The following is a 22,247-nucleotide window of genomic DNA, read 5'->3' as shown; positions in this document are numbered from 1 at the left end:
CCCATCCGGCCTCGTGGCGCGGGGGTCAGGTGGGTACGGGGGCGCAGGAGGCGGCGGCGACGCCTTCGAGGTAGCCGCGGGCGCGTTCCGCCTTGGGGTAGCGACCCACCAACGCCCAGAACCGTGCGTTGTGGCTCGGCACGATGAGGTGCGCCAGCTCGTGCAGCAGCACGTAGTCGATCACCCACTCGGGCATGTCCTGGACCCGGTGGGAGATCCGGATGCTGCGGTCGGCGGGTGTACAGGAGCCCCACCTGCCGTTCTGGTTGGTGACCCACCGCACGCTTGCGGGCACCGCACGCGCGCCGTACCCGCCGAGGTAGAGGTCGATGAGCCGGGTTGCCCGGGCCAGCAACTCGTCGTCGGAGCGGGCCAGCCGGCCCTCCCGGGCGGCGAGCCGGGCGAGCATCCGGTCGACCCACTCGCTCTCCTCGGCCCGGGAGAACTGGTCCGGAATGAGGACGACGACCCGCTCACCGTCGCGGTACGCGGACACCGTGCGTCGTCGGCGCTGACTGCGCCGTACCTCGACGACCGGCTTGCGCGTCCCCGCCATCACTGGCCCGCGCAGCCTCGGCTACGTGTCACGACAGAAAGCTAATGCGTACTGACCAGGGGTCCGCAAGAGTCAACCGCACGACACGCGCCCAGAAAATGGTGATTGGTCGCCCAGCGTCCTGAAAATTTCTTGACCAGGCATCGCCACGCGCTCTCGTCACCCTTCGTGAACACCGGGGCCGGAGCGCTTCGTCTCCAACTTAGGTGATCACCGCTGCGGACGCGCGTGGGGGCACCCGCAGGGGTGGCTGAGAGGGTTTGGTCGGCGTGTCCCCGCCAAACTGACTTATCCGACCTATTTCGCCATGCACACTCTCGACGTCGACTTGCTCACAGTGTCGATGCACAGCTGACATGGAACTGCCCAGACCTGGGTAGGGTCCGCGGACCAGCGGTCACGAAGGTGGCCGCGGAGTGAAACCCAGCGCCGGCGCCCCGTGTGGCCCGCCGCCGGGCAACCCGCCGGGACCGTATTGACCGGCGGACGAGACGAGGAGGGGCACCGTGGCCGACCAGGCCCAGAGCTACAACGGTTACTGCGTGAAGTGCAAGGAGAAGCGGGACTTCGAGGGGCACGTCGAGGTCTCGAAGACCGGAATGAACATGGCCAAGGGCAAGTGTCCGGTGTGCGGGACAACAGTGAACCGCATCCTGGGCAAGGCCAAGGTCTGACCCGTTCGGGTGCACGGGGGCGGGGTGGCCGGCGGCCACCCCGCCCCCGTCGCCGTTCGGGCCCGGACCAACTGTCAGCTCCCGGACATCACTACCGGCGGGTTGTGGATAACCCGCGAAATCCTGTGGACAACGCTGGATAGCAGCCTGGCCACCTGTGGACAACGATCCACCGAGAGCAGGGAAGCGGTCACGATTCGTCAACATGAGTCGTACCGCGTTGCCCCGGCCCACCCTGCTGCCCGGCCTGCACCGCCTCTGGCGTGACAGGCACACCCTGCAACTCGGCGTCGGTCCCGGGCCCGCCGTGCTGCTGGAGCTGGCCAATCCCCGGGCCGCAGGTCTGCTCGACCTGCTCGACGGCAGCCGTAGCGAGCGGCAGGTGCTTGCCCACGCGGCCAGCGCCCGGGTCACCGCCGACGATGCCCGTACCCTGCTGGCCACCCTGCGCGCCGCGGGCCTGCTGGTGCCCGCGCACAGCCTGCTCCCCCGCGACCTGGCCGGCCCGCTCAGAGCGCGGCTCGCCGCCGAGGCGGGAGCGCTGGCCCTGGCCGCGGCCCGACTGCCCGGCACGCCCGCCCAGGTGCTGCGACGCCGACGAACCGCCCGGGTGCTGCTCACCGGCCCCGGTGCGTTCGGCGCGGCACTGGCCGTGGCGCTTGCCCAGTCCGGTGTCGGGCAGGTGATCCCGCACCTCAGCGGCCCGGTACGCCCCGTCGACCTGGTCGGCACGGGCATCACGGCCGACGAACTGGGCGACCCGCTGGCCCCGGCGGTACGGGCCGCGATCGGCAGGGCGGCACCGGGCACCGGCACCCACCCGGGCCGGGCTGCCCGCGTCGACCTGGTGATCCAGCTCGGCACCGACCGTCCTCCGGCCCTGCTCGCCGCCGGTCTCGCCCAGCGTCGCCAGCCGCACCTGCTGGTCACCCTGCGCGAGGGCGTACCGGTCGTCGGGCCACTCGTCCGCCCACCCGCTGGTCCCTGCCTGCACTGCGTCGAGTTGCACAGGGCCGACCGCGACCCGGCGTGGCCCAGGCTCGCCGCCCAGCTCGCCGCCGCCGCGCCGGCCCCCGCCGGTGCGACAGGCACGCTGCTCGCGGCGACCGGGTACGCGCTCGCCGAGGCGCTCACGCAGCTCGACGGCGGCAGTCCGGAGACCCTCGGCGGCGCGATGGAGATCGTCGGTGCCGGCAGGTTCCGCCGTCGGGGGTGGCCACCACATCCGGCGTGCGGGTGCTCGGAACGCCGGGTGAGTGCACCAGCCCGGCCGCACGGCAGCAGCGGAGCCCTCCGGTCGGTAACAATGACCGGGTGACCGACATCCCGCGCCGGGCCGTGTCCCGGACCGCCAAGCTCGCCGCTCTGCCGCTCGGCTTCGCCGGCCGGACCGTCCTCGGCATGGGAAAGCGTGTCACCGGGCTCGCCTCCGACGTGATCTCCGCGGAGATCCAGCAACGCACCGCCGAGCAGTTGTTCAGCGTCCTGGGCCAGCTCAAGGGCGGTGCGATGAAGTTCGGCCAGGCGCTGTCGGTGTTCGAGGCTGCCCTTCCCGAGGAGATCGCGGCACCGTACCGCCAGGCGTTGACCAAACTCCAGGAGGCGGCGCCGCCGCTTCCGGCGGCCAGCGTGCACAAGGTGCTGGCCGAGCAGCTCGGCCCCGACTGGCGGGACCGGTTCGTCGAGTTCGACGACACCCCGGCCGCCGCAGCCAGCATCGGCCAGGTGCACCGGGCGCGGTGGCGGGAACCGGGCTACGACGCATCGGGTGCGCCGCACGGCCGCGACGTGGCCGTCAAGATCCAGTATCCGGGTGCCGGCGACGCGCTCCTCGCCGACCTCAAGCAGCTCTCCCGGCTGGGCGGGATGTTCCGGGCCATCCAGCCCGGCCTGGACGTGAAGCCGCTCCTGGTCGAGCTCCGCGAACGGATCACCGAGGAGTTGGACTACGAGCTGGAGGCCGAGTCGCAGCGCGCCTTCGCCGCCGCGTACGCCGACGACCCGGAGATCTACATCCCGGCAGTGGTCCACGCGGCGCCCCGGGTGCTGGTCACCGAATGGGTGACGGGCACCCCGCTTGCCGACATCATCCGGGAGGGCACCGAGGAGCAGCGGGACGAGGCGGGCCGGCTGATGGCCACCCTGCACCTCTCCGCGCCGCAGCGGGCCGGGCTCCTGCACGCCGACCCGCACCCGGGCAACTTCCGGCTGCTGCCCGACGGCCGGCTCGGGGTGATCGACTTCGGCGCGGTGGCCCGGATGCCGGAGGGCACGCCGGAGCCGATCGGCCGCATCGCAGCGCTGGCCCTGCGCAACGACGCCGCAGGGGTGGTGCAGGGGCTGCGGTCCGAGGGCTTCATCGGCGCCACCGACGACATCGACGCCGAGGGGGTTCTCGAGTTCATCCGGCCGATGCTGGAGCCCATCGCCACCGACGGGTTCCGCTTCACCCGGGCGTGGCTGCGCGGCGAGGCTGCCCGTCTGGCCAGCCCCCGCTCCCCCACGTACCAGCTGAGCCGGCAGCTCAACCTGCCTCCGTCGTACCTGCTCATCCACCGGGTGACCCTCGGGTCCATCGGGGTGCTCTGCCAGTTGGAGGCGAAGGCCCCGTACCGGGGCATCCTGGAACGCTGGCTGCCCGGCTTCGCCCCGGTGGCCTGAACGTCACGAAGGGCGGGTGCCGGTCGGCACCCGCCCTTCCTCGTGGAGTGGTACTAGAGAACGCCCAGGTCGCGCGCCGACTGGTTACGGCTGTTCATGGCGACGGTACGGGCGGATCGGGTTGCCTCAGTGCTCGTGGTGGTACGACCGGCCTGAGGCCGGCGCATTCGAGCCCGGGACAACGCTTCGTGGAGTAGTTGCATCTCGAAGGCTCCAGTCGGGACGTTCAACATCGTCTTCTCACTAACTGCCGGTGTGCCACCGGCGTCGTTGGTACGGAACGGGAACATGTCAGGCTGCCAGCCGGACCGCGCCACGCACCTCGGACAGCCCACTGGCTGCCAGGCGCGCCTCGGCCTCGACCCGGAGCGCGGCGTCACGGGCGACGTCCTCCTTGCGCGGGCGGCCACGGGGCCGCTTGCGCGGGACGACCGCGCCACGCTCGAAGATCTCGCCGCCCCAGACGCCCCACGGCTCCGCTCGCTCCACCGCCCCGGCCAGGCACTCGACGCGCAGCGGGCAGTCCCCGCAGAGCGACTTGGCCAGCTCGAGCTCGGCAGGCGAGTCGGAGAACCACAGGTCGGGGTCGAACTTCCGGCAGGGCAGGTTCGCCTCCAGCTCGACGCTCACATCGAGGGGGGCCAACGCCAGACTCATCTCCCGGTCACCTCTCTCTCACTTCGATCTCGTGGATCGCATTCCGACGTACTTCGGCGGGGCAAAAAACTGAGGCCGCGGATCCCGGTAAGCGGGTTCCGCGGCCTCGAGGTGAGCCGGTGTCTGATGATCAGACCGGTTTACCTCGAGGTGGAACGCCGCGGACATCCGTGCGCTTCTTGACGCCATTGATGTCCATGCCCGTGATGCCACTGGTCCCGTTGACTCCGGTGGGCGCGACGGCCAGGGTCAGCTCGGCCTGAACCTGGTGCGCCTGCGGAACCGACGGTCGTGCGGCCGCGAGGGCCACCCGGACAGCCGACAGCGGAGCGTGGACAGACGGCATCGCCGTCAGACGCTCATAGGTGAAGATCTCCACGGTGGCCACCTCCCTCACGTTCCTCGAATCGACTGGACCGACCCCCGTGAGCAGCCGGAATGGCGCCGCTCGCGTGGTGTGTTCTGAGGCTATTCCTCGCCTGGGGGCGAGGGCAAACGAATTTACGACTGGATTTCGAAAGTTTTCTCCGGGCAGACGTCGTCCACCCCGGCGCCTCCCACGAGCGCCAGCACCGACTCCCCGTACAGCCCCAACTTGCGTGGGCCGATACCAGCGATGGCGATCAACTCCTCCGGCCGGCCGGGACGCCGCTCGGCCAGCGCGGTGAGCGTGGCGTCGGTGAAGACCACGTACGCCGGGACCTTCTGCGCCCCGGCCACCCGCTGCCGCCACTCGCGAAGCCGTTCGTGCAGCTCATCGTCGATGTCGGAGGGACAGGTGGGGCATCGGCCCAGTTTGCGGTCGGGGCCGGCGAGCAGGGTGGCGCCGCAGATCCGGCAGGACACGATCTGCGTCCGGCGCCGTTCGGGGCGGCGGGCCGGACCGGTGCCGGCGGCCGCCCGCTCGGTGCCGCCGGAGCGGTCCAACTGGGGCAGGAACCGCGACGGCCGCCGGGCCCGCCCACCCGGCGTGCGCGCGGCGGCGTACGACAGCCACAGCCACTGCCGGGCCCGGGTGATCCCCACGTAGAGCAGCCGGCGTTCCTCCTCGACCTGCTCGACGGTCTTGGCGTACGTGGTGGGGAGGGTGCCCTCGGCGAGACCGACCAGGAAGACCGCGTCCCACTCCAGCCCCTTGGCCGAGTGCAGCGACGCAAGCGTCACCCCGTCCAGGGTCGGCACGTGTTGCTGGGCGGCGCGGTTGGCCAGTTCCTCGGTGAAGTCGGTGAGGGTGACCTGGCGCTCCACGGAGGCGGCCTCGCCGATCGGCACCACCTCGGGGGTGGCCGCGTACTCCTCGGCGAGCTGGACCAGCGCGGCCAGCGCCTCCCAGCGTTCGCGGGCCGCACCGCCGGCCGGGGGTGCGTCCGGGGACCATCCGACTGCGGTGAGCGCCTCGACGACGGCGGTCGTCAGCGGCGTCTCCCCAGGGATCGAGCGGGTGGCGGAGCGCAGCGCGACCATCGCCTGGCGCACCTCGGCCCGCTCGAAGAAGCGCTCCGCGCCCTGCACCACGTACGGCACCTCGGCCTCGGTGAGCGCCTTCTCGTACGCCTCGGACTGCGCGTTGACCCGGAACAGCACGGCGATCTCCTTCGCCGGCGTGCCCGCGTCGATCAGGGACCGGCAGCGCGCGGCCACGGCGTTCGCCTCGGCCGGCTCGTCGGTGAAGATCCGCAGGTCCGGTTCCGGTCCCGGCGGGCGCTGGCCGCTCAACTCCAGGCGCAGCCGCGCCTCGGTGCCCCGGGCCTGGGAGATCACCGCGTTGGCCAGCCCCACCACCTGGGGCGTGGAGCGGTAGTCGCGGACCAGCCGGACCACTGTGGCGTTGCGGTGCCGGCGCGGGAAGTCGACCAGGTACGACGAGGTCGCCCCGGTGAACGAGTAGATGGTCTGGCTGGCGTCGCCGACCACTGTGAGGTCGTTGCGGCCGCCCAGCCAGGCGTCGAGCAACCGCTGCTGGAGCGGGTTGACGTCCTGGTACTCGTCGACCACGAAGTGCCGGTACTGGCCCCGGACCTGCTCGGCGACGTCCGGGTGCTCCTCGACGCCCCACACGGCGGCGCGCAGCATGTCCTCGAAGTCGATCACGCCGTTGGAGCGTTTGAGCTGCTCGTACGCGGTGAAGACGTCGGCCACCTTGGCCGGCTCGTGCGGCGTGTCGCGCAGTGCCCGGGCCGCCGCCACGACGTACTCCCCCGGTTCGACGAGCGACGACTTGGCCCACTCGATCTCACCGGCGAGGTCCCGGGCGGCGGCCCGGTCGGTACGCAGACCGACCCGGGCGGCGGCGAGGGTGACCAGCCGCACCTTGCTGTCCAGCAGCTCGGGCATGGCGCGGCCGGCCAGCAGCCGGGGGGCGAAGTACCGCACCTGGCGCAGCGCGGCGGCGTGGAACGTGCGCGCCTGCACGCCCCGGACCCCGAGCAGCGAGATCCGGTGTCGCATCTCGGCGGCGGCCCGGGCGGTGAAGGTGACCGCGAGCACGTGCCGGGGGGAGATCTCGCCGGAGAGCGCCCGGTGGGCGATCCGGGAGGTGATCGCGCGGGTCTTGCCGGTGCCGGCGCCGGCAAGGATGCAGACCGGGCCGGCGGGTGCGGTCACCGCGGCGCGCTGCTCCGGGTCCAGCCCGGCGAGCACCTGTTCCGACGCTGAGTGAACCACCACAACCAGGAATCATCTCAGCTCCTCCGGACGTTGCAGCGAACAGCCTCGGCTTGATCCGCAAGCCGGCGGTCAGAGGAGTTGGAGGATCCGACCATGCTGACGATGTATTCCACCCCCTGGTGCGGCTACTGCCACCGGTTGAAGTCGCAGCTCGACCGGGAGGGCATCGGGTACGAGGTGGTCGACATCGAGCAGGACCCGAAGGCCGCGGAGTTCGTGATGAGCGTCAACGGGGGCAACCAGACGGTGCCGACGCTGCGCTTCGCCGACGGCAGCGCCCTGACCAACCCCTCGATCATCCAGGTCAAGCAGCACCTGGAGACCCTCACCGCCTGACCGGCCGGTTAATCCTCGACGAGCGGCCGCCCCCACCCGGGGCGGCCGCTCGTCGTGTCCGGCGCCGGTCAGGGCGGGGGCGTCCGGCGAAGGCCGGTGGCCACCGGCGTGTCGGCGTCCTCGGCGGGGCGTCGGGGCGCGGGCAGGGTCGGCGGTGTGGGCGGGCGGGCACCCGTCGGGGTGCTCAGGTGCCGGCCCCGCCACAGGTAGCCGCCTGCGGCGAGGGTGGCCACCCCGATCAGCGCGAACAGCATCCGGTAGTCCAGGAGGCCGACGAGCAGGGCGCCCGCTCCGATGGAGAACGCCTGCGGCCCGCTGATCACCGCCTCGGTGGCGGCGGCGACCCGACCGACCAGCCCGGGTGGGGTACGCCGCTGGATCAGCGTGTGCAGACCCACCATGGTCAGCGGTAGCGACACGCCTGCCAGCAGCACCGCCACGAACCCGAGGCGGAGGTCGGGGTACGCGAGCGCGAGCGCGGCCGGCCCGAAGATCGCGACCCCTGTGGCGAGCGTGCCGACCTCACCGAGTCGACGGACCACCGCCGGTGAGCAGAGCCCGCCCAGCAGGCCACCCACTCCCTGCACGGTGACCAGCACGCCTACGAACGCGGCGTCACGGCCCAGCCCCTGGTCGACGTAGGCGAAGATGAGCGACTCGCTGAAACCCATCGCCAGCGATCCCAGCCCGTACCCGAACAGGGCCCGGCGCAGGGCCGGCTCACCGGCCAGGTGCCGCAGCCCGGCGCCCAGCTCGGCCGGCCAGCGCAGGCGCACCGTCGGCGGCGGGGGCTGCGGGGTGGGCAGCGCGCTCACCACCGCGGCAGCGGTCAGGAAGCCGACCATGCCGATCGCGGCCAGCGCCCAGCCGCCGATCGCCGCGTAGAGCGCCGCCCCGGCCAGCGGACCGATCAGCCGCAGACCCTGGCGTACGGTCTGGAGCACCCCGTTCGCCTCGGCCAGCAGTTCCACCGGGACCAGTTGCCGGATCAGCCCGCTGAGCGCCGCGCTGAGCGTGATGTACGACAGGCCGTACAGCGCGGCCACCAGGTAGACGACCCAGACGTCACCGGCGTCCCGGACGGTGAACAGCGGGGTGAGCAGCACCGCGGTGACCAGGTTCGCGGCCACGAAGAACTGTCGGCGCGGGTAGCGGTCGACGAACCAGCCGACCAGGGGCGCCAGCGTCATGGGCGCGATGACGGCGAAGATCGTGGCGCCGGCGAGCCCGTCGGAGCCGGTGAGGTCCTTGACCCAGATGGCGAGCGCGAGCAGCAGGATCGACTCGGCGGTCATGCTGGCCAGCAGGCCGACGAAGAGCAGGCGGAAGTCGGGTCGGCGCAGGACGGTGCGCATGGAGTCCCTCCGGCGGGATGGCGCGCCCGGGGTGGGCGGGGTCGACGGACTGCGACCGGGGGTCCGTCGTGCTCCGGCGTACCCGTGGTCCATTTTTCGCGAGACACGCCCCCGCCGGAACCTCCGACGCCGGTCGCGCCGTCCATACTGACCGTGGGGGGCGAATTTCATACAGTTACCGTCGCGTCTGCGTCGGTCGACGGGAAAGAGGACACCGTGCCTCCTGCCGCACCCAGCCCGATCCTGCGTCGTCGCCGGTTGGGCGTCGAGTTACGCCGCCTGCGCGAGACCGCGGGCCTCACCGGTGACCAGGTCATCGAGCGGATCGGTTGGGCCTCCGCGTCCAAACTGTCCCGACTGGAGAACGGTCGCAGTCGTCCGGACCCGCAGGATGTGGGCGTCCTTCTCGACCTCTACGGTGCCGACGCGGCGCTGCGCGAGGAGCTGCTCGGGATCACCGGCGAGGCCGGCGACATGCGGGGCTGGTTGAAGAACTTCCCGGTGATGACCCTGCAACAGCGCAGCTGGGCGGAGCTGGAGGCGGGCTGCGCGGAGATCTCCGAGTACAACCCCGTGCTGGTGCCCGGGCTGTTGCAGACGCCGGGGTACGCCCAGGTGCGGATCGTCTCGGCCCGCCGGGTCGGCGCCGGGGCGGGCGAACCGGAGCCCGGCGACGAGCCCGAGACCGAGGTGCAGGCGAGGTTGGCCCGCCAGTCGCTGCTGACCCGGGAGCCCGACGCTCCGCGCTACACCGCGGTGCTGGAGGAGGCGGCCCTCGGTCGCCGCGCGGGGCCGCCCGAGGTGCTGCACGAGCAGCTGCTCCAGCTCTGCGATCTGGCCCTCCTGCCCAACGTGACGCTGCACGTGCTGCTGCGGGACACCCAGATCGGCGATTGGTACCTTCCGCCGACCGCGTTCTCCCTCTATCGGTTCGCCGATCCGCTCGATCCGGAGACGCTGGCCATCGAAGGGGGCTTCACCGACGTCATGTCGTCCGACGCAATCGCTCTAAATCGCTATAAAGTGGTGTTCGAGTGGTTATGCACGGCGGCACTTAACGAATCGGACACCCTCTCCTGGCTGATCGAGGCGACGGGACGGCTGACCGAGGCGGCGCCCCCATCCACAGTGGCGTTCGGCCCGGCAACGGCGCCGGCCCAACGCCGCCGGGCTGCGGGGCGGCTGACGGATCGGTGATCCACGGGGGACCTCCGTCGGGGCGTGCGGCACCACTCGTCCCATCGGATCGGTTCACACCAGGAGCAGAACCATGAACGACATCCGCAACACGCCGTCCGTCTCCGCGCACTCGTTGGCGGACGCCCCGTGGCGTACCAGCACACGTAGCCAGACCTCCAACTGCGTCGAGGTCGCCCCGCTGGGCACCGGCCCGTCGGCGGTCGCGCTGCGCGACAGCAAGGACCGGGGTGGTCCGGTGCTGCTGTTCAACCGGGCAGGCTGGCTCGGCTTCATCACCGGAGCCAAGAAGGGCCAGTTCGATTTGAGCTGATCCGGTGACCGCAGCGGGGCCGTCGGCGAATCGCCGGCGGCCCCGCTGTCGTACGCGAGGCCAACCCCGCTGAGCAGCCATCGGTTGATCGGACGAGGCTCGAAACCAATAGGCGCGTTTCAGTTGCTGAGATGAATACGCGGCGTAACATGGCCCTCGGGTACGTGGAACTTCCACACTGGCTCATCGCGGTTCATCCGGAGACCCTCATGCGGTTCCTGATCGTTCGCACCGACATCCGCGCCGTCGCCGACGGGGACATCGCCGCCGCCTGGGCGGACGGCCACCGCCTCCGCGACGAGACGACCCAGCCTGAGCCGCGCCGGCAGATCGTGCACGCCGAGGACCGGGACGCGGCGTTACTGCTGGCCCGCGCGCTCGCCACCGTCGGTGCGGTCCGCGCCGGCCGGCAACGCGTCAAGGTCCTGCCGCTCAGCGAGCCCCGCACCGCCTTCCGACACAGACCGGGCCGCACCGGCCCCTGACCCACCAGACGTCCGTCGTGGTCGGATCGGCTCCCCCGCCGTGTTCCTTGCCTTCGACCACGACGGCCCGTGTTCCCGGCCCGTGACCGCCGCGGCAACGGCGGCCACGGGTCGGGACCGTGCTCACCGGTCGCCGTCCACCCAGCCGTCCAGCCAGCGGTGGATGAGGAACAACGCGATCGACGACGCAGGCGGCAGGATCAGCCGGGCCCCGTCGCCGACGTCAACGGTCCGCCCGGCCAGCGCCGCCCCGATCTCCCGGCGGGAGAACCACCGGGCGTACGCGATCTCCGACGGGTCGACCCGGACCGGGTCCTCCGGGTCGGCGGTGGCCAGGAAACCCAACATCAGCGAGCCGGGGAACGGCCACGCCTGGCTGCCCACGTACCCGATCCGCTCGACGGCGATGCCCACCTCCTCGCGGACCTCGCGCAGCACTGCCGCCTCCGCCGACTCCCCCGGCTCCACGTAGCCGGCCAGGCAGGAGTAACGCCGACCACCAGGGGTGCCCGGCCAGCCGGCGTTGTTGCCGAGCAGGCAACGACCGTCGGGCCCGTCGACCCCGTCGTGCACCAGCACGATCATCGCCGGGTCGGTACGCGGCCAGATCCGCCCGCCGTTGCGGTCCACCCGGGACCAACCAGCCTCGTCCATCGCCGTCGGAGCGCCGGTGCTCGCCGAGTAGCCGTGCCTGGTGTGCCAGTTCACCAGCGCCAGGGCGGTGGTGAAGATGCCCGCCTCCCGGTCGGCGAGCAGGTGCCCCACCTCGCGCAGGTTCACCGCCCGGGTGCCCGGCAACGCCGGCAGCGGCGCGTCGACCGCGAAGACCGGCACCCCGTCCGGCTCGACGCCGAGGAACATCGCCATCGCCTCGGACCCGGCCGGCACGTCCGCCGCGCCGAACAGCACGAGCGTCGGAGGCGACGCGTCGGTACGGGCCAGCGTCCGCCCCTCGTTGGTCGAGTCGAGCAGCAGGATCCGCCCCCGCAACCACGCCTCGGTCAGCCACTGCGAGTCGCCCCGCCGGTGCGCGGCCCGGTCCAGTGTCGACCGGGCCAATGGTGGCGCCGCCTCCCCGCTCACGGCAGCGACTCGGTACGGATCGTGGTCAGCGCGGACAGCCCCGGGGTGACCCGCTCGGCGTCACCCAGCACCACGAGCGCGGCCCGGGACGGCGCCAGGTAGCGGGCCGCCGCCTCCGCGACATCGTCGATGCTCGCCTTGGCCAACCTCGACGCGTACTCGGCGAGGAAGTCCAGGCGCAGCCCGTTTCCGGCGTACGCGCTGGTCAGCGCGGCGAGCCCGGCCTGGGTGGACATGCCGAGCTGGAGGGTGCCGAGGGCGTACTGGCGGGCCTGCTCCAGCTCCTCGGGCTTCGGCGGCAGCGACGCCAACCGGCCCAGCTCGTACGTCGTCTCCAGCAACGCCGGACCGGTGACCTCGGTGGCCACGTCGGCGCCGGCGACCAGCACCGACCCGGCCACCGAGTGCTCGATCACCGAGTGCGGCCCGTACGTGTAGCCCTTGTCCTCGCGGATGTTCTCCACCCAGCGGGAGGAGAAGTAGCCGCCGAAGATCAGGTTGGCCAGTTGCAGCGGGGCGTGGTCGGGATCGGTGCGCGACACGGCCGGCAGCGCGACACGCAGCGAGGACTGCACCGAGCCGGGCCTGTCGACAAGCAGCAGCGGCCCCGGCTCCAGCGGCGGTGTCGGCGGCAGCTCGGCCGTACGCCCGGCACCGGTCCACCCGGCAAGCGCCCGCTCGGCCGCGTCCAGGGCCTTCTCCGGCTGCACGTCGCCGACGAGCACCAACTGCGCGCCGGTCGGGTGCACCCGCTCGGCGTGCAGGGTACGCAGCGCGGCCGGCCGGACCGCGCGGATCTGGCCGGGCTCGGGGGTCTGCGTCGCGTACGGGTGCCGGCCGTAGATCCGCTTCAGCAGCGCCTCGCGGGCCAGGTGCGCCGGCTGGCTCTGCGCCACCTGGATCCGGTCGACCAGCCGGTCCCGTTCGGTGGTCACCTCGTCGGTCGGGTAACTCGCGCCAGTCAACACCTCGGCCAGCAGCTCCAGCATCCGGTCCAGGCCGGTGACCAGGCCGGCGCCGGAGAGCATCAGCCGGTCCGGGTCGACGCCCGCGGAGAGCCCGCCGCCCACCTTCTGCAACTCGGCGGCGATCTGCACGCTTGTCATCGAACCGGTGCCGGAGAGCATGGTCTGCGACAGCATCGCACCGCGGGCCAGGTTCGCCCGGCCGAACGGGATCCAGAGGCGCAGCTCGACAAGGGGTACGGCGGGCCGGCGTACCGCGATCACGGTGAGGCCGTTGCGCAGCATGCGTTCGGCCTGCTTCGGCACCTTGAGCTTGCGGTTGGGGCCGAGCGCGGGCAGCGTACGCGGAGCGGTGGTGGTCGTCGCGCTCATCGGGCACCTCCGGGGATGACCTCGACCACGGCGCGGCGCTCCGGTCGCAGGGCGGCGGCGGCGATCTGGACCTGTTCCTCGGTGACCTCACCGACCAGCTTCGGCAGGTCGTTGAGCAGGCCGGGCTCGCCGCGTTGCTGTTCCAGTACGGCCATCCGCAACGCCCGGCCGAGCACCGCGTCGGTGTCGCGCAGCAGGTGGGTGGCCATCCGGGCCTGGGTACGGGCCAGCTCGCCGTCGGTCAGGCCGTCGGTGGCCAGCCGTTCCAGTTCCTCGTCGACGGTGCGCAGCACCTTGTCCACGTCGCCGCCGGGCGGCAGGTGCGCCTGGAGCAGCAGCGCGGTGGGGTCCCGCACGTCGAACGGGTCACCCATGAAGCCGAGGTAACCGCCGAGGCTTGTCACCGAGCGGTCGCGTTGGACGAGCCGCTCGACGAGCCGCGACGCGTCACCGTCGGTGAGCACCTCGGCGAGCACCACGTACGGCAGGTACCCGGCGAAGTCGGTGATCGGGTCGGGCACCCGCCAGGCCCCGGCGACCGCCGGCAGCGGTGCCAGCTTGTCGGTGTACGAGGTGCGCCGCTCGGCGGTCAGGTCGGGCTCGGTGAAGTCGGGTCGTTTCGGCGCGGGGCGGGCCGGCACGTCGCCGAAGTGTCGGGTGACAAGTTCGGTGGCCTCGGCCACGTCGATGTCACCGCTGACGGCGAGGACGGCGTTGCCGCTGGCGTAGTAGTGGCGGAAGAAGTCCGCGGCGTCGGCGACAGTCGCCGACTCCAGGTCGTCGAAGGAGCCGTACCCGTCGTGCGCGTTGGGGAACGTGTCGAACATGACAGGCGGCAGGGTCAGCCAGGGAAATCCGCCGTACGGGCGGTTGAGCACGTTGACCCGGATCTCCTCCTTGACCACGTCGACCTGGTTGCGCAGGGTCTCCTCGGTCAGTCGGGGCCCGCGCATCCGGTCGGCCTCCAGGAACAGCGCGCGTTCCAGCGCGTTGCTCGGCAGCGTCTCGAAGTAGTCGGTGTAGTCCAGGTGGGTGGAGCCGTTGAAGGTGCCGCCGGCGCCCTGCACGTGCCGGAAGTGGGCGAGCTTCTCCAGGTTCTCCGAGCCCTGGAACATCAGGTGCTCGAAGAGGTGGGCGAAGCCGGTACGCCCCTCCGGCTCGGAACGGATGCCGACGTCGTAGACGACCGCCACCCCGATGACCGGAGCGCTGCGATCGGGGGTGAGAACCACCCGCAGGCCGTTGTCGAGGGTGAACCGCTCGACCGGGTACTTCGTCGCTGGAATTCTGGATCTCCGCGCCGCCACGGGACTGACCCTAGCGCGTCGGAACTCGCGCCACCGGCGACCTCCACGGAGCCGCCGCCACCGCGGTGGATTGGCGTCCGCGACCGGCGGGAAGCCGGCGGTACGGGGACAATGGGCGGATGAAGCGAGAGGTACGCCTGATGCGGTTGACCGGGGCGCGCGCGAACGGCGCGGCGGCGACAGGTGCGGCGGCGACGGGCGCCCGGGCCGCGGGCGCGGAGGCTGTCGGCGCGCGGGCTGCGGGCGCGGCGTCGCTCGGTGCGCTCGCCGTGGGGGCGCTTGCCTTCGGGGCCGTCGCCGTCGGGGCGCTGGCCATCGGGCGGCTGGCGATCCGCCAGGCGATCGTGCGGGAGCTGCGCGTCGGCCGGTTGGAGATCGACGAACTGGTGGTGCACAACCGATCCACCACCGAGGAATGACCCCGGACCACCTAGGCGGGTCGGCTCGTCACCTGAGGCGTACTGCGCCTGCGCGATCTCCCGCAGGCTCGCGCCGGGCGTGGACGAGGGGCAGCACCTCGGCGCCGACCCGCTCCGCCTCCTCCCGGTGCGGCCAGCCCGAGAGGATGAACTCGTCGACGCCGAGCGCGGCGTACTCGTCGATCCGGGCCGCGACCTCGGCGTAGCTGCCGACAAGCGCGGTGCCGGCGCCCTCGCGGACCAGGCCGACCCCGGCCCAGAGGTTCGGTGCGACGGTGAGCCCGTCGTTGCGGCCGGCGTTCAGCGCGGCCATCCGGGCCTGCCCGACCGAGTCCATCCGGCGGAACCGGGCCTGCGCGGCGGCGATCCGCTCCGGGCTCATCCCGGCCAGCAGCCGATCGGTCTCCGCCCACGCGTCGGCGCTTGTCGGCCGGGCGATGACGTGCAGCCGCAGGCCGGTACGCAGGGTGCGGCCCTGCTCGGCGGCGAGTGCCCGGATGCGGGTGACCCGGGCCGCGATCGCCGCCGGCGGCTCGCCCCACATCAGGTACGTGTCGGCGTGCCGGGCGGCCACCGCCTCGGCGGCCGGGGACGCGCCGCCGAAGTAGACGGGCGGCGGGTCGACAAGCGGGGTGGCCAGCCCTCCGCCGTCGACTCGGTAGTGCGGGCCGGCGTGGTCGAAGGGTCGGCCCGCCCAGGCACGCCGGAGCACCTCGATGAACTCCCCGGTGCGCGCGTAGCGCTCGTCGTGCCCCAGGAAGTCGCCGTACGCGCGCTGCTCGGCCGGGTCGCCGCCGGTCACGATGTTGAGCGACAGTCGGCCACCGGAGACGGCCTGGAACGCCTCGGCCTGCTGGGCGATCAGGGTGGGCAGCGCGAAGCCGGCCCGGACCGCCACCAGCATGCCGAGCCGCTCGGTGTGCTGGGCGACAGCCGCGCAGACGATCCACGGGTCGGGGCAGCCGGCGCCGACGGGGGTGAGCACGGCGGCGAAGCCGTTGGCCTCGGCGGCGCGGCCGACCTCGGTCAGATAGGCGACCGTGGCGGCCCGTTCGTGCCGGGCGGCGCCGGCGGTGACGGTGGCGGCGCCTACCTGGTCGCCGTCGCCGGAGGTGGGCAGGAACCAGTGGAAGCTCATCGATCCGGTCACCCGCCTACCCTAGCGAACAGGTAGGAAATGCCGACATATCTGAGACGCGCCTTCCCGGCATGTGGATGAGTCTTGACGCTGACCCTGGCCTGGCCCACTCTTCCTACCAACTAAGTAGGAATACTGCGGATTGGATGGACGATGAGACGGCTTCCCTTGCGCCGGCTGGTCACCCTGGCCACCCTCGCCGCCCTCGGCGCGGCGACCCTGGGCAGCACCGCCGCGTGCGGCGACGACAGCGAGGGCGCGGGCGGCAGCTCCGGCCCGGTCACGCTGCGCCTCGGATACTTCCCCAACATCACCCACGCCCCGGCGGTCGTCGGCGTCGAGAAGGGCATCTTCGCCGAGAAGCTCGGCGCCAACGTGAAGCTCGACCCGAAGACCTTCAACGCCGGCCCGGCCGCCATCGAGGCCGTCTTCTCCGGCGCGCTCGACGCCACCTACATCGGTCCGAACCCGACGGTCAACGCGTTCTCCAAGTCCAGGGGCGAGGCCGTCCGGGTGATCTCCGGCGCGGCGTCCGGTGGCGTGGCCCTGGTGGTCAAGTCGGGCATCACCGGCCCCCAGGACCTGAAGGGCAAGAAGATCGCTACCCCGCAGCTGGGCAACACCCAGGACGTGGCGATCCGCTACTGGCTCAAGCAGCAGGGGCTCACCACCACCAAGGAGGGCGGCGGCGACGTCAAGATCGTCCCGCAGGAGAACGCCCAGACTGTGGAGACGTTCAACAGCGGCGCGATCGACGGCGCCTGGGTGCCCGAGCCGTTCGTGTCCCGCCTGGTCAACGCCGGCGGCAAGGTGCTCGTCGACGAGCGCGACCTGTGGCCGGACAAGAAGTTCGTCATCACCAACCTGCTGGTCAGCACCAAGTTCCTCAAGGCGCACCCGGACGTCGTGCAGAAGCTTGTCGACGGTCAGGTCGCCGCGAACGAGTTCGTCAACAGCAAGCCCGACGAGGCCCAGCAGGCGATCTCCGACGCCATCGGCAAGATCACCGGTAAGCCGCTCGACCTGAAGCTGATCAAGCAGGCGTGGCCGACGCTGGAGTTCACCAACGACCCGATCGCCACCTCGCTCAAGGCCGGCCTCGACCACGCCGTCGAGGTGGGACTCACCGAACCGGTCGACCTCAAGGGCCTGTACGACCTGAAGTACCTCAACACCGCGCTCAAGGCGGCCGGCAAGCCCGAGGTCACCCAGCCATGACGTCGACCACGACAATGCCGCCGAGCGCGACCACCGCGGTCGCGCTCTCCGGCGTGACAAAGGTGTACGGACGCGGGGCGAACGCCGTACTGGCCCTCGACGGGGTGTCCCTGGACGTCGCGCCGGGCGAGTTCGTCTGCCTGGTCGGCGCCTCCGGCTGCGGCAAGAGCACACTGCTCAACCTGGTCGCCGGGCTGGATCGGCCCAGCGGCGGACAGATCGGCCTGGCCGGCGGCGCCAACCCCGGGCTGATGTTCCAGGAGCCGGCGCTGTTCCCCTGGCTGACCGTCGACGGCAACGTGGAGGTGCCCCTCAAGCTGCGCGGGATGCCCCGGGCCGAACGACGCGAGCGGATCGCCGAACTGCTGCGCACCGTGCACCTCGGCGACTTCGGCCGCAAACGCCCGCACGAGCTGTCCGGTGGCATGCGGCAACGTGTCGCGCTCGCCCGCACCCTGGCCCTGGACACCCCGGTGCTGCTGATGGACGAGCCGTTCGGCGCACTGGACGCGATGACCCGGGACATCCTGCACGACGAGCTGGAACGGATCTGGTCCGAGCGGAACCTCTCGGTGCTGTTCGTGACGCACAACGTCCGCGAGGCGGCCCGGCTGGCCGACCGGATCATCCTGCTTTCCAGTCGCCCCGGACGGATCATCTACTCCACCGAGGTGAACATCCCCCGCCCGCGACGGATCGACTCCCCCGAGGTCGCCGCCATCGCCGCCGAGGTCACCGAACGGCTCCGTACGGAGGTGGGCCGCCATGGCCAGTGACACCCTCACCAGCTCGGCGCGTACCGACGCGCAGATCTCCGGCCTCGACGCCCTGGAGATCGCCGGACGGGACAAGGAGATCTCCCGGGGCGCCCGGATCTGGGCGGCCACCTGGCCCAAGATCGCCGCGCTGACCATCGCCATCGGGATCTGGCAGATCGTTGTCTGGACCGGCTGGAAGGACCCCTGGGCCCTGCCGGGCCCGGGACCCGTGTTCGGCGACCTCGCCGACTACGCCCTGAGCTCCGCACTCTGGGACGGGGTGGCCACCACCGCACGCCGGGCGGTGGTGGGCTTCGCCGCCGCGGTGGCCGTCGGGCTGCTCCTCGGCCTCGGCGTCTCCCGATCAAAGGTGCTCCGTGCGGCCATCGGCTCGATGATCACGGCATTGCAGACGATGCCGTCGATCGCCTGGTTCCCGCTGGCCATCCTCCTGTTCGAGCTCAGCGAGCAGGCGATCTTCTTCGTGGTGGTGCTCGGTGCCGCGCCATCGATCGCCAACGGTGTCATCCACGGCGTGGACTACGTGCCACCGTTGCTGGTGCGCGCCGGCCGCAACCTGGGTGCCCGACGGCTCAACCTCTACCGGTACGTTATCGCCCCGGCCGCGCTGCCGGCGATCGTGGCCGGATTGAAGCAGGGCTGGGCCTTCGCCTGGCGCAGCCTGATGGCCGGCGAACTGCTTGTGGTGATCGCCTCCCGGACCTCGATCGGCGCTCAGCTCACCTACGCCCGTGACTTCTCGGACGCGGAGCGGCTGATGGCCATCATGATCGTGATCCTGGTCATCGGCCTGGCTGTGGACTCCGCGTTCGGCGCCGCGGACAAGGCGATCCGGCGGCGCTGGGGCGTACTCGACCAGGCGGGCAACTGACCGGTGTACGTCTCCGCGCGCAGCGACTATGCGCTCCGAGCGATGCTCGCCGTCGCCGCTGCAAGCAGCGGCGACGGCGGGGGCGAGCTGGTGAAGGCGGCCAGCCTGGCCGAGGTGCAGGACATCCCGCTCAGCTTTCTGCAGGGCATCCTGCTCGACCTGCGCCGGGCCGGCCTGCTGCACAGCCACCGCGGCGCCGAGGGCGGGTACGCGCTGACGCGACCACCTGCGGAGGTCACCGTCGGGGACGTGCTGCGTGCGGTTGGCGGCTCACTCACCACGGTGCGCGGCCTGCCCGCCGAGCGCGCCGGCTATCACGGGGTGGCCGCCGGCCTCACCGACGTCTGGCTGGCGGTGCACGGGGCGATAGCCACAGTGGTCGACAGCACGAGTCTGGCCGACCTGCTCACCCGTGACCCGACCGGCCACGCCCGCAGCTCGCCTCAACAGACCGCGAGAGAACGCCACCACTCCACGCTCGATCATGGGTGAGGCGACGACGGGCGGAGGCGGTGTGGTCGGGCCGGTGCCCCGCCGGCCCGACCACACCTCGTACCGATCCTGACCGGGCCTGCCCCTCCGCCGGCACCGGTCGGCCGGTCGCTGCTCAGCCCCGGTGTGTGACGGTCGGGCCGGAGCCCGGGGCGTCGGGGCTGCGCAGCTCCACCAGACCGGCGGGAGCGTTACCCGCCGGGGTGGCATGCCAGGGTGTGAAGGCCGCGACCATGGCGAGCAACAACCCGGCGAGCGCGACGGCGACCACCAGGATCAGTTCGCGCAGCGCCCCCGAGCCGGCTTCGCCCGCCATGGTCACCCCTCCCGTGCCGGGTCCCCCGCCCGGCTGCCCCCGTTGGCCAGCCTCGACCACGCGCGGCCGGGGCACAGTCGGCCAGCCGACCGAGCCGAGGCCGATTACCGACTCGGACGTGCAGTCGGGCAGTTTGACCGACCGGCCACAGCGTCGTCTCCGCACCCCGATTCATGGCTCCTGGCGACAGACCGGGACCAGGGTCGGCGCCGCCACCCTGCCCGTCGCCTTTGCTCTGCTTCAACGGACGCAACACCGCCCGTCCGCTATCCGGACAGTGCCCGTTGCCTGGGTTGAAGCAGAGCAAAGGGAGTCACGAGGGGTCGGTTGCCCGCGCACGGCCCGGCCGCCTGTGCGACCGCCGCCGCGTCCCAGACAGACAGACGAAACCGACCCGCCCCGCCGAAGCGGAACGGGTCGGTCGAAGTGCGGGAGCTCAGACGGTACGGGGGCGGCGCGGACGGCGGGACCGACCCGACGCGCGGTGCGCGGGACGGGCGGCACCGTCGGTGGTCGAGCCACCTGAGGCGCGTACCCGGGCAGCCGACACCGGCGGCGCGGCGATGACCACAGGCACACCGGACGGCTCGCGGGCACCCGTCACCCGGGCCAACGCCCCGTCGCCCGGGCGCACCTGGACCGACTCCGGCCGGATGCCGGCGACGGCCATCAGCCGGGACACGTCCCGGCGCTGCTCGGGCAGGACCAGGGTGACCACGCTGCCGGACTCGCCGGCCCGGGCGGTACGCCCACCCCGGTGCAGGTAGTCCTTCGCCTCGGTCGGCGGGTCCACGTTCACCACCATGTCCAGGCCGTCCACGTGGATGCCCCGGGCCGCCACGTCGGTGGCGACCAGGGCCGTCACCTGGCCGTTGCGGAACTGCTCGAGGATGCGGGTGCGCTGCGGCTGGGACTTGCCGCCGTGCAGTGCGGCCGCGCGTACACCCTTGGAGAGCAACTGGCGCGCGAGCCGGTCGGCGCGGTGCTTGGTGCCCATGAACAGGATGGTGCGGCCCTCGCGGGCGGCGATCCGGGTCAGCGCGTCGGGCTTGTCGATCGCGTCGACGTGCAGCACGTGGTGGGTCATCGCGGTGACCGTTGCGGTGCCCGGGTCGACCGAGTGGGTGACCGGGTTGCTCAGGAAGCGGCGGACCAGCCGGTCCACGCCACCGTCGAGGGTGGCGGAGAAGAGCATCCGCTGCCCCTGCGGCGCGACCTGCTCCAGCAGCTTGGTCACCTGCGGCAGGAAGCCCATGTCGGCCATCTGGTCGGCCTCGTCCAGCACGGTGATCTCGACCTGGTCGAGCCGGGCGTCGCCACGGTTGATCAGGTCGTGCAGCCGGCCGGGGGTCGCCACGACGACCTCGGCGCCGGCGCGCAGCGCGTCCGCCTGGCGCTGCAACGACAGCCCGCCGACGACTGTGGCGCAGCGCAGCCCGACGGCGCGGGCGTACGGGGCGAGCGCGGTGGTGACCTGCTGGGCCAGCTCACGGGTAGGCACCAGCACCAGGGCCAGCGGACGGCCCGGGCGGGCCTTGCGGCCGGCGGTGCGGGAGAGCAGCGGAAGCCCGAAGGCGAGTGTCTTGCCGGAGCCGGTGCGGCCCCGGCCGAGCACGTCACGGCCGGCGAGCGAGTCGGGCAGCGTCGCCGACTGGATCGGGAACGGCTCGGTGATGCCCTGCGCGGTCAGCGCGGTGAGCAGCGCCGGTGCCAGCCCGGTATGAGCGAAAGAAGGAATAACTGTGGTCATGCGGAAGCCTTCCTCGACGCGGCACGTGTCGAGGGAGGGCGCCGAGATCGGCGCTGTCACCGGCGGCCAGAGGCAGCCAGGACTCACAAGCACGAACCGATTGGAGTACAGGCCGGCCCGCCGCCGGGCCGCCGCCTGCGGAGGCAGGCGGCGGCGGGGCGGGCCGGTCCCGTCACCGTCACACCCGGAGGGTGCGACAGGTAATGCTGACCGATCCGAAGATCAGAGCGGGCGGATGTTCTCCGCCTGCGGGCCCTTCTGGCCCTGGGTCACCTCGAACTCGACCCGCTGGTTCTCGTCCAGGCTCCGGTAGCCGGAGGACTGGATCGCCGAGAAGTGGGCGAAGACGTCAGCGCCGCCGCCGTCCGGGGTGATGAAGCCGAAGCCCTTGTCAGCGTTGAACCACTTCACGGTGCCAATAGCCATGTGTTTCGTCTCCTTGACGGAACGTCGGACGCGCACTTGTTGCGCGCCCGAAGAGGAGCGCTCCGCGCGGGAATGCGCGAATCGCCTGTCGCTTCTGGTCGCCCCGCCCGGAGAACTCCGGACACAACAAAGAGCGCCTGGGGCCACAATCCCGCCAGGCGCACACAGAGTCTCTGGTAACCAAAACTGCAACCCGATCAACCTACCACG

24 protein-coding genes are annotated in these 22,247 nt (G+C 71.9%); 12 read left to right on the top strand and 12 right to left on the bottom strand.

The window, feature by feature from the left end; genetic code table 11:
- Window positions 1–25: 25 nt before the first annotated feature.
- Window positions 26–556, bottom strand: coding sequence for a M48 metallopeptidase family protein (locus ACZ6N8_RS20375; protein WP_139582267.1), 531 nt, complete (start codon window positions 554–556; stop codon window positions 26–28).
- A gap of 506 nt (window positions 557–1,062) precedes the next feature.
- Between ACZ6N8_RS20375 and ACZ6N8_RS20370 the strand changes: the two genes are divergently transcribed.
- The 3 genes from ACZ6N8_RS20370 (at window position 1,063) to ACZ6N8_RS20360 (ending at window position 3,891) form a co-directional block, all read left to right on the top strand.
- A complete protein-coding gene (locus tag ACZ6N8_RS20370; protein WP_167517324.1) occupies window positions 1,063–1,230 on the top strand; it encodes a DUF5679 domain-containing protein in 168 nt (55 codons plus the stop codon).
- Between the two features lie 205 nt (window positions 1,231–1,435).
- Entirely contained in the window at window positions 1,436–2,548 is a 1,113-nt protein-coding gene (locus tag ACZ6N8_RS20365) for a TOMM precursor leader peptide-binding protein (protein WP_466011913.1), read from the top strand.
- The gene (locus tag ACZ6N8_RS20360) at window positions 2,545–3,891 is read left to right on the top strand and encodes an ABC1 kinase family protein (protein ID WP_387115944.1); all 1,347 of its coding nucleotides are present in this window, start codon (window positions 2,545–2,547) and stop codon (window positions 3,889–3,891) included. Before ACZ6N8_RS20365 ends, ACZ6N8_RS20360 begins: the two co-directional genes overlap by 4 nt.
- Before the next feature lie 291 nt (window positions 3,892–4,182).
- Here ACZ6N8_RS20360 and ACZ6N8_RS20355 read toward each other — a convergent pair whose 3' ends face one another.
- The 3 genes from ACZ6N8_RS20355 to ACZ6N8_RS20345 all read right to left on the bottom strand — a co-directional run bounded on the left by ACZ6N8_RS20355 (window position 4,183) and on the right by ACZ6N8_RS20345 (window position 7,215).
- Window positions 4,183–4,548: a WhiB family transcriptional regulator gene (locus ACZ6N8_RS20355; RefSeq protein WP_139582271.1), complete on the bottom strand. Its 366-nt coding sequence runs from the start codon at window positions 4,546–4,548 to the stop codon at window positions 4,183–4,185.
- 130 nt (window positions 4,549–4,678) lie between these two features.
- Window positions 4,679–4,927 carry a hypothetical protein gene (locus ACZ6N8_RS20350; protein ID WP_466011910.1) on the bottom strand — a complete coding sequence of 83 codons (249 nt, stop codon included), beginning with the start codon at window positions 4,925–4,927 and terminating at the stop codon, window positions 4,679–4,681.
- Window positions 4,928–5,049: 122 nt separating this feature from the next.
- Window positions 5,050–7,215, bottom strand: a complete 2,166-nt coding sequence (locus ACZ6N8_RS20345) for an ATP-dependent DNA helicase UvrD2 (protein WP_466011909.1) — start codon at window positions 7,213–7,215, stop codon at window positions 5,050–5,052.
- A gap of 93 nt (window positions 7,216–7,308) precedes the next feature.
- Between ACZ6N8_RS20345 and ACZ6N8_RS20340 the strand changes: the two genes are divergently transcribed.
- Window positions 7,309–7,551: a mycoredoxin gene (locus ACZ6N8_RS20340; protein WP_466011908.1), complete on the top strand. Its 243-nt coding sequence runs from the start codon at window positions 7,309–7,311 to the stop codon at window positions 7,549–7,551.
- Window positions 7,552–7,619: 68 nt separating this feature from the next.
- On the opposite strand, the gene ACZ6N8_RS20335 is transcribed toward ACZ6N8_RS20340, so the two are convergent.
- The gene (locus ACZ6N8_RS20335) at window positions 7,620–8,999 is read right to left on the bottom strand and encodes an MFS transporter (RefSeq protein ID WP_466011906.1); all 1,380 of its coding nucleotides are present in this window, start codon (window positions 8,997–8,999) and stop codon (window positions 7,620–7,622) included.
- 123 nt (window positions 9,000–9,122) lie between these two features.
- Here ACZ6N8_RS20335 and ACZ6N8_RS20330 point away from each other — a divergent pair, with 123 nt between their 5' ends.
- The 3 genes from ACZ6N8_RS20330 (at window position 9,123) to ACZ6N8_RS20320 (ending at window position 10,901) form a co-directional block, all read left to right on the top strand.
- On the top strand, window positions 9,123–10,103 hold the full coding sequence (locus tag ACZ6N8_RS20330; protein ID WP_466011905.1) for a helix-turn-helix domain-containing protein: 981 nt from the start codon (window positions 9,123–9,125) through the stop codon (window positions 10,101–10,103).
- 73 nt (window positions 10,104–10,176) lie between these two features.
- A complete protein-coding gene (locus ACZ6N8_RS20325; protein WP_377597583.1) occupies window positions 10,177–10,416 on the top strand; it encodes a DUF397 domain-containing protein in 240 nt (79 codons plus the stop codon).
- Window positions 10,417–10,625: 209 nt separating this feature from the next.
- The gene (locus ACZ6N8_RS20320; RefSeq protein WP_466012174.1) at window positions 10,626–10,901 is read left to right on the top strand and encodes a hypothetical protein; all 276 of its coding nucleotides are present in this window, start codon (window positions 10,626–10,628) and stop codon (window positions 10,899–10,901) included.
- Window positions 10,902–11,024: 123 nt separating this feature from the next.
- Here the strand turns inward: ACZ6N8_RS20320 and nudC are convergent, their stop codons facing one another.
- Genes nudC through ACZ6N8_RS20305 form a run of 3 tightly spaced genes read right to left on the bottom strand, consistent with a single transcriptional unit; the run spans window position 11,025 to window position 14,628 of the window.
- Window positions 11,025–11,984, bottom strand: a complete 960-nt coding sequence (nudC, locus tag ACZ6N8_RS20315) for an NAD(+) diphosphatase (protein WP_466011903.1) — start codon at window positions 11,982–11,984, stop codon at window positions 11,025–11,027.
- Window positions 11,981–13,321: a M16 family metallopeptidase gene (locus ACZ6N8_RS20310; protein ID WP_466011901.1), complete on the bottom strand. Its 1,341-nt coding sequence runs from the start codon at window positions 13,319–13,321 to the stop codon at window positions 11,981–11,983. The genes nudC and ACZ6N8_RS20310 overlap by 4 nt, the downstream gene beginning before the upstream one ends.
- Window positions 13,318–14,628, bottom strand: a complete 1,311-nt coding sequence (locus tag ACZ6N8_RS20305) for a M16 family metallopeptidase (protein ID WP_466011899.1) — start codon at window positions 14,626–14,628, stop codon at window positions 13,318–13,320. The genes ACZ6N8_RS20310 and ACZ6N8_RS20305 overlap by 4 nt, the downstream gene beginning before the upstream one ends.
- A gap of 119 nt (window positions 14,629–14,747) precedes the next feature.
- On the opposite strand from ACZ6N8_RS20305, the gene ACZ6N8_RS20300 reads away from it, so the two are divergent.
- The gene (locus tag ACZ6N8_RS20300; protein ID WP_466011897.1) at window positions 14,748–15,047 is read left to right on the top strand and encodes a hypothetical protein; all 300 of its coding nucleotides are present in this window, start codon (window positions 14,748–14,750) and stop codon (window positions 15,045–15,047) included.
- A gap of 28 nt (window positions 15,048–15,075) precedes the next feature.
- Here ACZ6N8_RS20300 and ACZ6N8_RS20295 read toward each other — a convergent pair whose 3' ends face one another.
- Window positions 15,076–16,197 carry an LLM class flavin-dependent oxidoreductase gene (locus tag ACZ6N8_RS20295; RefSeq protein ID WP_466011895.1) on the bottom strand — a complete coding sequence of 374 codons (1,122 nt, stop codon included), beginning with the start codon at window positions 16,195–16,197 and terminating at the stop codon, window positions 15,076–15,078.
- 141 nt (window positions 16,198–16,338) lie between these two features.
- On the opposite strand from ACZ6N8_RS20295, the gene ACZ6N8_RS20290 reads away from it, so the two are divergent.
- From ACZ6N8_RS20290 to ACZ6N8_RS20275, 4 genes are read left to right on the top strand one after another with little or no spacing between them, the layout of a single operon-like run.
- On the top strand, window positions 16,339–17,403 hold the full coding sequence (locus ACZ6N8_RS20290) for an ABC transporter substrate-binding protein (RefSeq protein ID WP_466011893.1): 1,065 nt from the start codon (window positions 16,339–16,341) through the stop codon (window positions 17,401–17,403).
- Window positions 17,400–18,179 (top strand): ABC transporter ATP-binding protein, encoded by a 780-nt coding sequence (locus tag ACZ6N8_RS20285; RefSeq protein ID WP_466011891.1) that lies wholly within the window; start codon window positions 17,400–17,402, stop codon window positions 18,177–18,179. Before ACZ6N8_RS20290 ends, ACZ6N8_RS20285 begins: the two co-directional genes overlap by 4 nt.
- Window positions 18,169–19,053, top strand: coding sequence for an ABC transporter permease (locus ACZ6N8_RS20280; protein WP_466011889.1), 885 nt, complete (start codon window positions 18,169–18,171; stop codon window positions 19,051–19,053). The genes ACZ6N8_RS20285 and ACZ6N8_RS20280 overlap by 11 nt, the downstream gene beginning before the upstream one ends.
- 3 nt (window positions 19,054–19,056) lie before the next feature.
- A complete protein-coding gene (locus ACZ6N8_RS20275; RefSeq protein WP_466011887.1) occupies window positions 19,057–19,545 on the top strand; it encodes an RrF2 family transcriptional regulator in 489 nt (162 codons plus the stop codon).
- 115 nt (window positions 19,546–19,660) lie between these two features.
- Here ACZ6N8_RS20275 and ACZ6N8_RS20270 read toward each other — a convergent pair whose 3' ends face one another.
- The 3 genes from ACZ6N8_RS20270 to cspE all read right to left on the bottom strand — a co-directional run bounded on the left by ACZ6N8_RS20270 (window position 19,661) and on the right by cspE (window position 22,037).
- Window positions 19,661–19,861 (bottom strand): hypothetical protein, encoded by a 201-nt coding sequence (locus ACZ6N8_RS20270; RefSeq protein ID WP_466011885.1) that lies wholly within the window; start codon window positions 19,859–19,861, stop codon window positions 19,661–19,663.
- Window positions 19,862–20,297: 436 nt separating this feature from the next.
- Window positions 20,298–21,611 carry a DEAD/DEAH box helicase gene (locus tag ACZ6N8_RS20265; RefSeq protein ID WP_466011883.1) on the bottom strand — a complete coding sequence of 438 codons (1,314 nt, stop codon included), beginning with the start codon at window positions 21,609–21,611 and terminating at the stop codon, window positions 20,298–20,300.
- Between the two features lie 222 nt (window positions 21,612–21,833).
- Window positions 21,834–22,037: a transcription antiterminator/RNA stability regulator CspE gene (cspE, locus tag ACZ6N8_RS20260; protein ID WP_007464836.1), complete on the bottom strand. Its 204-nt coding sequence runs from the start codon at window positions 22,035–22,037 to the stop codon at window positions 21,834–21,836.
- Between the last annotated feature and the right edge of the window lie 210 nt (window positions 22,038–22,247).

It is taken from the genome of Micromonospora sp. NPDC047521 (genome assembly GCF_055587305.1).
This window is presented reverse-complemented; position numbering and strand designations above follow the sequence as displayed.

What these genes read in the sequence shown, in the direction of transcription:
- ACZ6N8_RS20375 (WP_139582267.1), bottom strand. Translation starts at nt 556, where the DNA reads ATGGCGGGGACGCGCAAGCCGGTCGTCGAGGTACGGCGCAGTCAGCGC.
- ACZ6N8_RS20365 (WP_466011913.1), top strand. Translation starts at nt 1,436, where the DNA reads ATGAGTCGTACCGCGTTGCCCCGGCCCACCCTGCTGCCCGGCCTGCAC.
- ACZ6N8_RS20355 (WP_139582271.1), bottom strand. Translation starts at nt 4,548, where the DNA reads ATGAGTCTGGCGTTGGCCCCCCTCGATGTGAGCGTCGAGCTGGAGGCG.
- ACZ6N8_RS20340 (WP_466011908.1), top strand. Translation starts at nt 7,309, where the DNA reads ATGCTGACGATGTATTCCACCCCCTGGTGCGGCTACTGCCACCGGTTG.
- ACZ6N8_RS20335 (WP_466011906.1), bottom strand. Translation starts at nt 8,999, where the DNA reads ATGGACCACGGGTACGCCGGAGCACGACGGACCCCCGGTCGCAGTCCG.
- ACZ6N8_RS20325 (WP_377597583.1), top strand. Translation starts at nt 10,177, where the DNA reads ATGAACGACATCCGCAACACGCCGTCCGTCTCCGCGCACTCGTTGGCG.
- ACZ6N8_RS20320 (WP_466012174.1), top strand. Translation starts at nt 10,626, where the DNA reads ATGCGGTTCCTGATCGTTCGCACCGACATCCGCGCCGTCGCCGACGGG.
- ACZ6N8_RS20310 (WP_466011901.1), bottom strand. Translation starts at nt 13,321, where the DNA reads ATGAGCGCGACGACCACCACCGCTCCGCGTACGCTGCCCGCGCTCGGC.
- ACZ6N8_RS20300 (WP_466011897.1), top strand. Translation starts at nt 14,748, where the DNA reads ATGAAGCGAGAGGTACGCCTGATGCGGTTGACCGGGGCGCGCGCGAAC.
- ACZ6N8_RS20290 (WP_466011893.1), top strand. Translation starts at nt 16,339, where the DNA reads ATGAGACGGCTTCCCTTGCGCCGGCTGGTCACCCTGGCCACCCTCGCC.
- ACZ6N8_RS20285 (WP_466011891.1), top strand. Translation starts at nt 17,400, where the DNA reads ATGACGTCGACCACGACAATGCCGCCGAGCGCGACCACCGCGGTCGCG.
- ACZ6N8_RS20280 (WP_466011889.1), top strand. Translation starts at nt 18,169, where the DNA reads ATGGCCAGTGACACCCTCACCAGCTCGGCGCGTACCGACGCGCAGATC.
- ACZ6N8_RS20270 (WP_466011885.1), bottom strand. Translation starts at nt 19,861, where the DNA reads ATGGCGGGCGAAGCCGGCTCGGGGGCGCTGCGCGAACTGATCCTGGTG.
- ACZ6N8_RS20265 (WP_466011883.1), bottom strand. Translation starts at nt 21,611, where the DNA reads ATGACCACAGTTATTCCTTCTTTCGCTCATACCGGGCTGGCACCGGCG.
- cspE (WP_007464836.1), bottom strand. Translation starts at nt 22,037, where the DNA reads ATGGCTATTGGCACCGTGAAGTGGTTCAACGCTGACAAGGGCTTCGGC.